The sequence below is a fragment of the Streptomyces sp. NPDC001927 genome (genome assembly GCF_053594455.1).
Genome location: NZ_JBSFEN010000006.1, coordinates 100,329 through 112,423 on the forward strand (window position 1 = coordinate 100,329; position 12,095 = coordinate 112,423).

The window sequence follows — 12,095 nt, forward strand, 5'->3', positions numbered from 1 at the left end:
GGCGCGGGGTCGGAGGGGGATGCCGTGGTGTTGCCTGGCAGTCGTGGGTTTGAAGCAGTCGTAAACGAGTACTTCATCCAGGGCCTTGCGCACGACCCCGCCGAGCCGGAGCGCGACGACGAGTGCAAGGCCGTATCAGGCGTTGACGGTGGCTGTGCGGCGGTAGCGGCTCGGTGGGACACCCAGTTCGCGGGTGAAGGCCCGGGAGAAGGCATACTCGGAGGCGTAGCCGACCTTGTGGGCGATGATGCCGAGTGAGTCGTTGGTGTCCCGCAGCTGGCGGGCGGCTTGCTCGAGGCGGACCCGGGAGAGGTAGGCGAGGGGGCTAGCGCCGACGGTGGACTTGAACCGGCGGGCGAATGTGGGGCGGGACATGGCCACGGTGCGGGCGAGGCTCTCGACGGTCCAGTCTTCCTGGGGCTGTTCGTGCATCAGTGACAGTGCGGCGCCGATTTCGGGGTCACGCAGAGCGGTCAGCCATGACGGGCCCGAGTCTGCTTCGCCGGCGCGTTCCAGCCAGTTGCGGACGGTCAGTACGAACAGCACTTCGGTGAGCCGGGTGGCGATCGCCCGGGAGCCCGGCTGACTGTTGGTGGCCTCGGCAGCAAGGAACCGGACAACGCTCTGGAGCTGGGGGTCTGCTGCCATGCCGGGCACGTGTACCACCTCTGGCAGTGCCGACAGCACCGGGTGGCGGTCTGTGGACGTCGCGTACTCGAACTTCCCGCACACCACGCGGACCAGCGGGCCGTCGCCACCCATGTCCACAACGCCCCTGCGGCCGGGAGGATTCTCGGCCGCGATATCCGAGTAGGGGCGGGTCTCGGCGCCCGGGCTGCCCAGGAGCTGGTGCGGGGTGCCCCTCGGGAGCAGCACGACGTCGCCGGACACCAGCTGGATCGGTGCCGTGTTCTCGGTCTGGAGCCAGCATGCGCCGTCGGCGATCAGGTGGAATCCGGCGGTGCCCCCTTTGTTGAGGTCGCACCCCCACTGTGATCCGTTGGAGTGCAGCTGTGCGAGGAGTGCTCCCGTGAACCCTGTTGACGCTAGAACGTCGGCCAGTACATCCATGTTCGTCACGCTATCCGAGCAAGACACACTTCCGCACCTCGGATGAGATGTAGAACCATGCAATCAGGCTAGATCAGTATCAATGCTCTCACTTGATGAGACTGAGGTTCCCGCCCGCAGCGTGACACGCAGGGAGGTCCTGCAATATCACGCTGCGCCGCGCCTTCCCGCCCTGTGGCGTGAGGGCTACTTCAGGGCGCGGTGGGAGAGGTCGGCCCACTCGTCCCAGGTCTTGAGGCGGTCGGCGTAGATGGCGGGGAGCCAGTCGAGGCCGGCGTTGCCGAGGAAGACGCGCAGCGGCGGGTTCTCGGCGTTGGCGATCTCCACGAGGCCTCGGGCGGCCGCGGCCGGGTCGCCGGGGACGATGGTCTTGGCGAACTCCTGGCCGGCGATGCGGGCGGGGTCATAGGCGGGGATCATCGGGGCGACGGCCAGCGAGGGGCCGGCCCACTCGGTGGTGTACGCGCCGGGCTCGACCAGCGTGACCTTGATGCCGAGCGCGCCGACCTCCTGGGCCAGCGACTCGGTGAAGCCCTCCAGCGCCCACTTGGAGGCGTGGTGGCCGCCGAACAGCGGGAACGCCGCGACGCCGAAGGTCGATGAGACCTGGATGATGTGGCCGGAGCCCTGGGCGCGCAGGTGCGGCAGCACCGCCTGAGTGACCCAGAGCGCGCCGAGATAGTTGACCTCGATCTGGTCACGGGCCTGCTGCTCGGTGATCTCCTCGACCGCACCGAACAAGCCGAAGCCGGCATTGTTGACGACCACGTCGAGGCGGCCGAAGTGCGCGATCGCCTCCTGCGCGGCAGCGACAGCCGCAGCCCGGTCGGTCACGTCGAGCTGCAGCGGAAGCACGGCGTCTGCGTGCTTGACGGCCAGGTCCTCGACGTCGTCGATGTTCCGGGCTGTCGCGGCGACCTTGTCGCCCTGGGCGACTGCGGCCTCGACGAAGTGACGGCCCAGGCCGCGGGATGCCCCGGTGATGAACCAGATCTTGCTCATGGTCATAGGTCCTTGTCATGGTCTTCGCGGAGGGATGCCCCCTCTTGGAAAGCCACGCTACGTCTCACGGGTCGATACCTTCCATGGTCAAAAAGCTCATCGACATAACCCAGAGTCTCGGGACTTTCGGACCTGACGGCGACTGCCGTCTGGCACCGGAATGGCCCGCTGCCGTGCAGTGCGGCTACGGCTACGGCTACGGCTACGGCTACGGCATGCCGAACTTCCGACGTGCGCTGCGTACGACTCTTCGCCGGGCAGCTCTTCCTGGCCGTGGGGACCGCTCCCGAGGGCTGACCGGATTTCGCACCCCGCCGCGATCGGGGCTTCTGGCGTACAGCTGACCTCGCCGACACCCATACCCTCAACGCCCATTGGATGAGACTTAGGGGTATGAGAGTGAGAGTTTCTGTCATGGATGCTCTCGCATCGGAAGACGTAGCGTGTTCCTTGAGCGGGGATGTGAGCGGCCTGGAATGGGGCTGCACCCCTCGCTCGGACAGGACTCACGTACCGGAAATGGTGACAGCGCAATGGCAAAGGAACAGCAGACTCCCATGGGCAGCGGGTTCGGCCCCGAGAGCACTGTGTCCGATGTACTCGACGGGATTGACCTCACGGGTCGGCTGGCCGTCGTAACGGGTGGGTACTCCGGCATCGGTCTGGAGACCACGCGGGCCCTGGCTGGCGCCGGCGCCACCGTCGCGGTTCCCGCGCGTCGTCCGGACCTCGCCCTCGGGGAGCTGAAGGACCTTCCCCGAGTCGAGGTCGGTGCGATGGATCTGACCGACCTCGACAGCGTCGCCGCTTACGTCCGCAGCCTCGAGTCCGGCGGCCGGCGCATCGACCTGGTCATCAACAGCGCCGGTGTCATGGCCGCACCGCTCACCCGGGTCGGCCCCGAGGGCTGGGAGTTCCAGGTGGCCACGAACCACCTCGGGCACTTTGCGCTCGTCAACCGGCTCTGGCCCATGCTGAGCAGCGACGCCCGCGTCGTCTCGGTTTCCTCGCGGGGGCACTTCTACTCACCGATGCGGTGGGACGACCCGTTCTTCGAGCACAGCGAGTACGACCGCTGGGCCGCCTACGGGCAGTCGAAGACCGCGAACTCCCTCTTCGCCGTCCACCTTGACCGCCTGGCGCGTGACGCCGGCATCCGCGCTTTCAGCCTGCACCCCGGCGTCATTGCCACGCCGCTGGGGCGCTACCTGAGCGATGCCGATCTGATCGCCGCCGGTGCCATGGACGCCGACGGCAACCTCACCCCCAATTTCGGCAAGTCGCCTCAGGCTGGTGCCGCGACTCAGGTCTGGGCCGCCACCTCGCCGCTCCTGGAAGGCAAGGGCGGCTTGTACCTCAACGACGTCGAGGTCGCCGCCGTCTTCGACCCCGCTACGGAACAGGGCGATGTCCAGGAGTACGCGATCGACCCCGACGAGGCCGCACGGCTGTGGGCCTGGTCGGCGGAACTGACCGGAGTCAACGCCTTCAACTGACCCGCAGATCGCGTCACCTCATCGGCCGGTCGGGACGGTGGTTGATCTGCATCCGCCCGCCACTTCCTTCACCCCGGCAGCCATCTGCTCCCGGCATCCTCCGGCGGCCAGGGGCGACGGCTGCGGACCGCCGACGCGGCACCTACCGAACTTCAGGAGACAGACATGACGAACAAGACGTGGTTCATCACCGGCACGTCGTCAGGCTTCGGGCGCCAGCTCACCGAGCAGTTGCTCACCCGCGGGGACCGCGTCGCGGCCACCGTCCGCAACGCAGCGGCCATGGACAGCCTGGCAGCCAAGTACGGCTCCCAGCTCTGGCACACCGAAATGGACGTCACCGACACCACCCGGATGCGCCAGGTGGTCGAGCAGGCGTTCGCGGATCTCGGACACATCGACATCGTCGTGTCCAACGCCGGCTACGGACTGCTCGGCGCGGCGGAGGAAGCCTCCGACGACCAGATCGACCGGCAGATCGCAACGAACCTCACCGGGTCCATCCAGCTCGCCCGCGCCGTGATTCCCCACCTGCGCGCACAGGGCGGCGGCCGCATCATCCAGCTCTCCAGCATGGGCGGGCAGATCGCGCTGCCGGCCCTGTCCCTCTACCACGCCACCAAGTGGGGCATCGAGGGCTTCTGGGAGTCCACCGCAGCCGACATCGCCCCCTTCGGTATCGGCGTCACCCTCGTCGAGCCGGGCGGCGCCCGTACCGAGTTCGCGGGCGGCAGCGCCGACCTGGCCGAACCCATGCAGGAGTACGCCGATCACGCACCTGGCCAGCTGCGCCGCATGCTCGCCGGGGAGTTGCCCGCCGTCCCCAGCCCGGGCGACCCGGCCAAGATCGCCGCGGCCATCATCGCCTCCGCGGACCAGGCCGAGGCACCCAAACGCCTCACCCTCGGCTCCGACGCCTACGAACTCGTCACCGCCGGCCTCCGCGAGCGCCTCACAGCCCTGGAGGCCGCCAAGGATCTCGCCTACTCCACCGACGCCGACGACTTCACCGAAGCCCGTGCCAACGCGAACTGACACACCGGACAGCGCCGACAGCCCGCCGAAGACAGTCGCCACGGCTGCGACCACACGCCGCCCCTGCGCCCGTTGCCGGATCGGTTTCGGTGTCCAGCCGCCCAGCAGCACCCAGACCTAGACCGGAGACAACCGCCATGTCCAATTCCGCCACCTCACGGCCCCAGGCCCTCATCGTGCTCTCCTCGGCGCGCACGCTCCACCTGAGTGAGCCCGTCGACCACCCCGGTCTCCCCACCGGATTCTTCCTCGTCGAGGTCGCCGCGGTCCTGGCACAGTTCGAGAAGGACTACGACTTCATCCTCGTCACGCCGGACGGCAAGCCGCCGCAGATCGACGTCAACGGCTTGGGGCTCAACTTCATGGGCGGCAAGAACACCGGCAGCGTGGCGGCGCGCACGACGATCCAGAGCTCCCGCAAGAACTTCACTCCCGAAGGTATGCGGAAGAAGAACCCGAAGCTCGTCAAGCGCCGCAACGACGAACTCGCCCTGGGCCGACGCCATCTCGGACGCATCCCCGTCTCCGAGCCCCTGCCCAAGACGGACAAGGAGGCCATCTCCATCCGGGACGAGGTCGTCGCCGGCTTCGAGGCCCTGCCGGAGAAGAAGTACTTCTCCATCCAGGAACTGGTCGAGAAGGACCGTGACCCCAACGAACCGTTCTCCTTCCGGGACGTCGCCTTCATGCACGCGCCCGGCGGTCACGGTCCGATGGTCGACTTCCACGCCAACCCGTGGATGGGTGAACTGCTGAACAGCCTGCGGGAGAACCGTGTCCCGATCTCACTCATCTGCCACGGCCCGGTCGCGCTCACCTCGGCCCGGTACCGCGTCCGCAGGGACGGAGAGGTCATCACCAACAACCGGCACGGCTTCAAGGGCGCCAAGATCACCACGTTCGCGCAGGTCGCCGAACGGATCGTGCTCGCTTCGCAGTACCCCAAGGTTCCCGGGCAGCGCACACGGCTTCCGTACTTCGTCGACGTGGCACTCAAGGACGCCGGATACGACGTCAGCCTCGCCCTCAACCCCTCGGGGGTCAAGGTGGTCTGGGACGAAAAGCACGCCCTGCTGACCGGTAACGGCCCGCAGGCCATCGACGAGCAGGCCGCCCGCCTCGCCAAGATCGTGCAGAGCCGGTCCTGAACCCCGGAAGACGAGAAACGCTCCCAGCCCGAATTCCGGGCGACAGCCGGCTGACCGGCCGTCATTCCCCCGGGATCGGCACGGGTGTCATCTCTTCCACTCGATCACAGCGGTCAAGGCGTGTACGGGCCGCGATCCCATCCGTCGGAAATCTGAAGAAACGCAAAGGAATGCTGCGATGACGAAGCGTTATTCACACTGGGTCAACGGTCAGGAAATGGCTCCCGCGAACGGCGAATGGAGCGTCTGGTCGGACGCAGCGGTCGGCGAGATCGCGGTGGGTTCCCCCGACGACGTGGAGCGGGCGGTGGACGCGGCGTCCGCCGCTCTCGCGGAGTGGCGGGACCTCAGGCCGACCGAGCGGGGCCGGATCCTGACGGAGATTGGCGTACGCCTGCGGGCCGATGCGGCCCGGCTGGGGGCGCTGGAGGCCGCGGAGGGCGGCAAGCCGGAGTGGCAGGGACCCTTCGAGTTGACCTGGGCGGCCGACTTCTTCGAGTACTACGCCGGTCTGGTGAACCTTCCCCAGGGTGACACCGTGGACCTCGGCGCCGGTTCCCACGCCTTCACCCGGCGGGAGCCCTTCGGCGTCGTCGGGGTCATCACTCCCTGGAACGCCCCGATCAACCAGGCCGCGCGCGGGATCGCCCCGGCTCTGGCCGCCGGCAACACGGTGGTGAGCAAGCCCTCGGAGTTCACCTCGGCGACCACGCTGGAGATGGCCCGGATCGCGTCCGAGGCCGGACTGCCGGCCGGTGTCCTCAACGTGGTCACTGGTGACCGCGACGGCGTGGGCAAGGCCCTGGTCGCGCACCCGCGCGTGCGGAAGATCGCGTTCACCGGCTCGGTCGCGGCCGGCCGTTCTATCGCCCGCGAGGCCGGCGAGCGGCTGATCCCCGTCACCCTGGAACTGGGCGGCAAGGGGGCCAACGTGGTCTTCGCGGACGCCGATCTTCAGGCCGCGGCGAAGGACGTGGTGTTCGCGTTCACCGCGAACGCCGGACAGATCTGCTTCTCGCTGCCCCGTCTTCTGGTCGCCGACGAGATCCACGACCAGTTCGTCGACGCGATCCTGACCGAACTGCGCGACGTCACCGTTGGCGAGTCCTACGGCCAGACGGTGACCGAGGCCCAGTTCCACAAGGTGCAGGAGTACTTCGACATCGCCCACAAGGAGGGGGCCACGCTCGCGACAGGTGGCGAGGTCGCCGAGAAGGCCGGCCGGTATCTGCAGCCGACCGTCTACACCGACGTCACCAACGACATGCGTATCGCCCGTGAGGAAGTCTTCGGCCCCGTCCTGACCGTCACCCGCTTCAGCGACGAAGAGCACGCCGTTCAGCTCGCCAACGACACCGACTACGGTCTGTCGGCCGGAGTGTGGACCACCGACCTGGGCCGCGCCCACCGCCTCGCCGCCCGCCTGGAGGCCGGCACGGTCTTCGTCAACGGCTGGAAGGCAGGCCTGGTCGAAGGTCCCTTCGGCGGCTACAAGAACAGCGGATACGGCCGCGAGATGGGCATAGAAGCCCTCCACCACTACACACAGACCAAGTTCGTCGTCGTCACCCTCTGAACGGACGAGGTCCCGGCCGCTCACTCAACCGAGTGGGCGGCCCTGGGTATTCAGGCGTCCCCGGGCCAAGCGCCCCGGGACATCTGCGCGGCCACTGAAACCCGTTGCCTGTCAGGGGCAGTCGGCCACGGGGCGGGCTCGTAGACGACGGTGGTGGTAGAGCAGTCCTCGGCAAGTCCGAGGAGGGCCTGCCGCTCGGCCTCGTCGACGGCCAGGTCCCAGCGTAGTTTCGTGCCGACCCAGGTCGCGGCGTAGGTGCGGTGGTAGGAGCCGTCGGAGGGCAGCCATTCGGCCGGGTCCTTGTCGCTCTTGGAGCGGTTAGAGGCGGCGGAGACCGCGATCAGCGTGTCCAGGCTGTTCTGGTCGTTCGCGTACGCCTCCCGCCGCGCCGCACTCCACGGGGTCTGTTCAGCTGGCAGGCGGCGTCATTCGAACCATGCGGTATTCCCCGCTCCGAAGCAGCTGCCAGGCACAGGCGGGGACGTCCAGCGGCCGTCACAGCGCCATTGGCCATCAATCCGGCACGAACGCCCGTGGGCATTCCTCTAACGGCATCCTTCCCACGCAGCGGCACCACTCCGAGCGGGAACGGCTCCGCTCTGCCGACGCACGAGGCGTCAGGAGCTTTCGAGCGCGGCGAACGTGTCCTTGATCAGGTCGGCGAGCTGGCCGATCGTACGGGGATCGGTGGCGTCGTCGGCGTAGATGGTGAACAGGGCACGCAGCGCGGACACGCCGGCGCGGGCCTTCACCGCCGCGTGCAGGCGCAACCGCGCGGCGTCCGTCTTCGGTGCGGCGGCCTTCAGCCGCTGCAGCAGGGCCTCGGACAGGGCGCTTTCCAGATCGGAGAGCAAGAAGCGGTCGGCGCGGGTGTCGGGACCGAGGCGTCCGGGAGGGCCGGTGATGAAGATGGCCGGCGGCACGTCGTACTGCGCGACCAGCTCCAGCACCGCGTTGCGCATGGCGGTGTATGGGGCCTCGTCGGCCGGGCGGCCGGTCAGCAGCTCAGCGAAGCGGGGGATCAGCTCGCGCACCTGGCCGGCGACCAGGGACTCCTTGGTCGGGAAGTAGCGGAAAAAGGTCCGCTCACCGACGCCCGCCGCCTGCGCGATGTCGCGGACGGTCGTATGGGCGAAGCCGCGCTCAGAGAAGAGCCGGGCTGCGGCCTCCTCGATCGCGGCGCGGGTCTTCTGCTTGTTCTGTTCACGGCGTCCCGGACTGTCCATGCCCGCGATCATCCCTTCCCGTACCCCAGACCAAAAGTGGCAGTACTGCCAGTTTTCTGTAAAGTGGCAGTGCTGCCACTTTACGCGCCGGGGTGAACCCCCGCGCCCTTCACCTGGAGCACCTCCATGGCCACCCTTCTGTACCGGCTGGGCCGGGCCAGCTTCCGCCACCGCAAGCTGGTCATCGCCCTATGGCTCGCCGTCCTGGCGGCCGTGATCGCGGCGATGTCCCTGTTCGGCGGCGTCGGCAAGCTGAACGACGACTTCTCCATCCCGGGCTCGGAGTCCCAGCAGGCTCTCGACACCATGGGCAGAGAGTTCCCCGGCACCGCCGGCACCAGCGCCCAGCTGGTGTTCACCGCGCCGGCCGGACAGAAGGTCACCGACCCGCGCTACGCCGCCGCGATCGACCAGGCCCTCGCGGGCGCCGCGAATGCGCCGCAGGTCGTCAAGGTCACCACCCCGGCGAAGGCCGGCACGGTCTCCGCCGACCGGCAGGTCGCGGTCGCGCAGGTCTCCTACAGCGTCGTCAAGGACGACCTGAACTCCACCAGCCTCGACAAGCTCGACGCCACCGCGGCCCCCGCCCGCGCCGCGGGATTGGATGTCGACCTCGGCGGCGCTGCGCTCGGCGGCGGCGGAGCCCAGCCCGGCGCCCAGGACCTCATCGGCGTCGGCGTCGCCGTCATCGTCCTCGCCATCACCTTCGGTTCCCTGCTCGCGGCCGGGATGCCGCTGCTGACCGCGCTCGTCGGCGTCGTCGCCGGAGTTGCTGGGGTGCTGTCGCTGACCGGCGTGGCGGCGATCTCCTCCACCGCCCTGACGCTCGCGCTGATGATCGGGCTCGCGGTCGGCATCGACTACGCCCTGTTCATCCTCACCCGCCACCGCTCCCAGCTCGCCCAGGGCGACGAGCCCGAGCATGCCACCGGACTGGCCACCGGCACCGCGGGCGGCGCGGTCGTCTTCGCCGGCCTCACCGTCATCATCGCCATGGCGGGCCTGTCCGTCGTCGGCATCCCGTTCCTGACCGTCATGGGCCTGGCCGCCGCGCTCGCGGTGTTCGCCGCCGTCGCCGTCGCCCTGACGCTGCTGCCTGCGATCCTCGGGTTCGCCGGCCGCCGCCTCGCACCCAAGCCCGGCTCCCGCGCCGCCCGCCGTGAGCAGGCCGTCGCCGACGGCCCGAAGAACGGCAGGGCCGTCAACGCGGGCGAGAAGTGGGTCCGCCTGGCCACGGCCAAGCCCTGGCTGACGGTCCTCGCGGTCCTCGCTGCGCTCGGCGCGCTCGCCTGGCCGGCGAAGAACCTCACCCTCGCGCTGCCCGACAACGGCTCCGCCCCAGCCCACACTTCCCAGCGCGCCGCCTACGACACCATCGACAAGGCGTTCGGCCCTGGCTTCAACGGCCCCCTGATCGTGCTTGCCGACGCCAGCGGCGCCGTGAACCCGCAGCAGGCCGCCGCCACCATCGCGAAGGGCCTGGGGGCCCTTCCGGACGTCGCCGCCGTCGCTCCGCCGTCGCTGAACGACGCCGACAGCTACGCCATCGTCCAGGTCGTCCCCAAGAGTGCACCGGACTCCAAGGCCACCCAGGACCTCGTCACCACCATCCGCGACAAGGAAGCGGCCATCGCCAAGGAGACCGGCGCCGGCATCCGCGTCACCGGCAAGACGGCCGTCTCCATCGACGTCTCCGCCCAGCTGTCCTCCGCGCTCGTCCCCTTCGGCGCGGTCGTCGTCGGCCTGTCGCTGCTGCTCCTGCTCGTCGTCTTCCGCTCGATCGTCGTCCCCGTCAAGGCCGCCCTCGGGTTCCTGCTGTCGATCGCCGCGACGTTCGGCGCTGCGGTCACGGTCTTCCAGAACGGACACTTCCAGTCCCTGGTCGGCGCGGACGGCGCCACTCCGATCGCCTCGTTCCTGCCCGTCGTGGTGATGGCGGTCCTGTTCGGCCTCGCGATGGACTACGAGGTCTTCCTCGTCTCGCGCATCCACGAGACCTACCACCACACCCGCAGCCCCCTGAACGCCATCCACTCCGGCGCCCGCCACAGCGCCCGTGTCGTCACCGCCGCCGCGCTGATCATGATCTCGGTGTTCGCCGCGTTCGTGCACAGCGAGTCGATGATCCTCAAGCAGATCGCGTTCGCCCTCGCCCTCGGCGTCCTCATCGACGCGTTCATCGTCCGCATGACGCTCGTCCCCGCCATCCTGGCCCTCACCCGCAACGCCGCCTGGTGGCTGCCCGGTTGGCTCGCCAAGCGCCTGCCCGACCTCGACATCGAAGGCAACCGCCTGACCCACACCCCGCAGCCCGCCGGCCCCGCGCCGGCGCCCGTCGAGGCCCCTAGGTGACCTCGGCCCACCCACGAAGGGGCCCCGCGCGACGGCGCGCGGGGCCCCTTCTCACGTCGGCAGCCGTCAGTTCCTCAGGGCCGACGGTGCGTCCGTCTCACGGCCGCGTGATGTCAGCACGGTCTGAGCGGTCCGTTCAGCGGCGGCCAGGGCACCTTCGATGTGCCCGGCATGCCCGGCCGATGTCTCCGTCGAAGCCCAGTGCAGCCGGCCGTCCAGCGCCGCGCGCCGATAAAGGGGATGACCGAAAAGCGAGTAGTCGCCCAGGTGCTGCACGGTCGACGGCGCGGTCCACCGCTCGACGCTCCAATTCTGCAGATGCAGTGAGGTAGGCGTGGCCGCCTCCGGCCCGAAAAGCCGGGCAAGCTGGTCAGTCACCCGCTCCAGCCCAGGCCCGATCGTCCGGGCATGGGCGAAACCAAAAAGGGCGGCGGGCGATGCGCTGGGACCGGACATGTCGTGGATCTCCTGCAGCGGACCGCTACGGCTGAACGCCGCACCCGCCAGGCCGTTGTCACGCCAGAACGCGGACGGGTACTGGGCGACGATCTTGACGGCGTTCCCCATCCACACCGGCGTGGCCCGTGCCAGGCGCGCCAGTTCGGCGGGCAGAGCGTCGCCGAAGTCGATCCGCTCCATCACCAGAGCGGGAGGCAGCGCCAGGACCACGTGGCGGGCCTGCAGCTCACCGGCAGCCGTCCGTACGTGCAGGCCCCGCAGACCGTCCGGGCGGACGGCCAGGACAGGTGTGCCCAGGCGAAGCCGGTCGGTGGGCAGTTCGGCGGCCAGGGCGGTGGCCAGGTGCTGGGCTCCGGTGGCGAAGCGGTAGGACGGGCCGTCGATCAGGTTGCCGGTGAGCCGCCGTACACCGCCCGCTTCCTCCAGCATGGTGTCGCCGGCAAGTGGCTGCTCGAAGGTCTCCAGCCCCACACGCGCAGCCAGGTCCCTCACGCGTAGCTCGCCGTCCCAGAACCAGGTGGCCCCGAGGTCCAGGGCACGCCCAGTGCCCGGTACGGGGGTGGAGAGCAGGCGTCCTCCGACACGGTCGCGGGCTTCCAGACAGACGGTGTCGACGCCGGCGGCGTGCAGGGTGGCGGCGGTGGCCAGTCCGGATATGCCAGCGCCGACCACGATCACGTCGTGCCGGTCCTGATCGGACATGGGTGTTTCCCTTCTGCGGGCGGCACTG

General features: G+C 69.2%; 9 protein-coding genes. 5 read left to right on the forward strand and 4 right to left on the reverse strand.

The window, feature by feature from the left end:
* Positions 1-135 precede the first annotated feature (135 nt).
* Both ACWCO8_RS17535 and ACWCO8_RS17540 read right to left on the reverse strand, forming a co-directional pair.
* Complete coding sequence (locus ACWCO8_RS17535) at positions 136-1,071, reverse strand: cupin domain-containing protein (RefSeq protein WP_451032934.1); 936 nt, start codon at positions 1,069-1,071, stop codon at positions 136-138.
* Positions 1,072-1,257: 186 nt separating this feature from the next.
* Positions 1,258-2,073: an SDR family NAD(P)-dependent oxidoreductase gene (locus ACWCO8_RS17540; RefSeq protein ID WP_451032935.1), complete on the reverse strand. Its 816-nt coding sequence runs from the start codon at positions 2,071-2,073 to the stop codon at positions 1,258-1,260.
* Between the two features lie 533 nt (positions 2,074-2,606).
* On the opposite strand from ACWCO8_RS17540, the gene ACWCO8_RS17545 reads away from it, so the two are divergent.
* The 4 genes from ACWCO8_RS17545 (at position 2,607) to ACWCO8_RS17560 (ending at position 7,328) form a co-directional block, all read left to right on the forward strand.
* Complete coding sequence (locus ACWCO8_RS17545) at positions 2,607-3,569, forward strand: oxidoreductase (protein WP_451032936.1); 963 nt, start codon at positions 2,607-2,609, stop codon at positions 3,567-3,569.
* Positions 3,570-3,734: 165 nt separating this feature from the next.
* Positions 3,735-4,604 carry an SDR family oxidoreductase gene (locus tag ACWCO8_RS17550; protein ID WP_451032937.1) on the forward strand — a complete coding sequence of 290 codons (870 nt, stop codon included), beginning with the start codon at positions 3,735-3,737 and terminating at the stop codon, positions 4,602-4,604.
* A gap of 137 nt (positions 4,605-4,741) precedes the next feature.
* Positions 4,742-5,752 (forward strand): hypothetical protein, encoded by a 1,011-nt coding sequence (locus tag ACWCO8_RS17555; protein ID WP_451032938.1) that lies wholly within the window; start codon positions 4,742-4,744, stop codon positions 5,750-5,752.
* Between the two features lie 217 nt (positions 5,753-5,969).
* Complete coding sequence (locus ACWCO8_RS17560; protein WP_451032939.1) at positions 5,970-7,328, forward strand: aldehyde dehydrogenase family protein; 1,359 nt, start codon at positions 5,970-5,972, stop codon at positions 7,326-7,328.
* Positions 7,329-7,945: 617 nt separating this feature from the next.
* Here the strand turns inward: ACWCO8_RS17560 and ACWCO8_RS17565 are convergent.
* Entirely contained in the window at positions 7,946-8,566 is a 621-nt protein-coding gene (locus tag ACWCO8_RS17565) for a TetR family transcriptional regulator (protein ID WP_451032940.1), read from the reverse strand.
* A 114-nt stretch (positions 8,567-8,680) separates the two neighbouring features.
* Here ACWCO8_RS17565 and ACWCO8_RS17570 point away from each other — a divergent pair, with 114 nt between their 5' ends.
* On the forward strand, positions 8,681-10,906 hold the full coding sequence (locus tag ACWCO8_RS17570; protein ID WP_451032941.1) for an MMPL family transporter: 2,226 nt from the start codon (positions 8,681-8,683) through the stop codon (positions 10,904-10,906).
* Between the two features lie 66 nt (positions 10,907-10,972).
* On the opposite strand, the gene ACWCO8_RS17575 is transcribed toward ACWCO8_RS17570, so the two are convergent.
* The gene (locus tag ACWCO8_RS17575) at positions 10,973-12,067 is read right to left on the reverse strand and encodes a flavin monoamine oxidase family protein (protein ID WP_451033322.1); all 1,095 of its coding nucleotides are present in this window, start codon (positions 12,065-12,067) and stop codon (positions 10,973-10,975) included.
* Positions 12,068-12,095: the final 28 nt, after the last annotated feature.

Coding starts and splice junctions, on each gene's coding strand:
- ACWCO8_RS17535 (WP_451032934.1), bottom strand. CDS start 1,071: ATGGATGTACTGGCCGACGTTCTAGCGTCAACAGGGTTCACGGGAGCA.
- ACWCO8_RS17540 (WP_451032935.1), bottom strand. CDS start 2,073: ATGAGCAAGATCTGGTTCATCACCGGGGCATCCCGCGGCCTGGGCCGT.
- ACWCO8_RS17545 (WP_451032936.1), top strand. CDS start 2,607: ATGGCAAAGGAACAGCAGACTCCCATGGGCAGCGGGTTCGGCCCCGAG.
- ACWCO8_RS17550 (WP_451032937.1), top strand. CDS start 3,735: ATGACGAACAAGACGTGGTTCATCACCGGCACGTCGTCAGGCTTCGGG.
- ACWCO8_RS17555 (WP_451032938.1), top strand. CDS start 4,742: ATGTCCAATTCCGCCACCTCACGGCCCCAGGCCCTCATCGTGCTCTCC.
- ACWCO8_RS17560 (WP_451032939.1), top strand. CDS start 5,970: ATGGCTCCCGCGAACGGCGAATGGAGCGTCTGGTCGGACGCAGCGGTC.
- ACWCO8_RS17565 (WP_451032940.1), bottom strand. CDS start 8,566: ATGATCGCGGGCATGGACAGTCCGGGACGCCGTGAACAGAACAAGCAG.
- ACWCO8_RS17570 (WP_451032941.1), top strand. CDS start 8,681: ATGGCCACCCTTCTGTACCGGCTGGGCCGGGCCAGCTTCCGCCACCGC.
- ACWCO8_RS17575 (WP_451033322.1), bottom strand. CDS start 12,067: ATGTCCGATCAGGACCGGCACGACGTGATCGTGGTCGGCGCTGGCATA.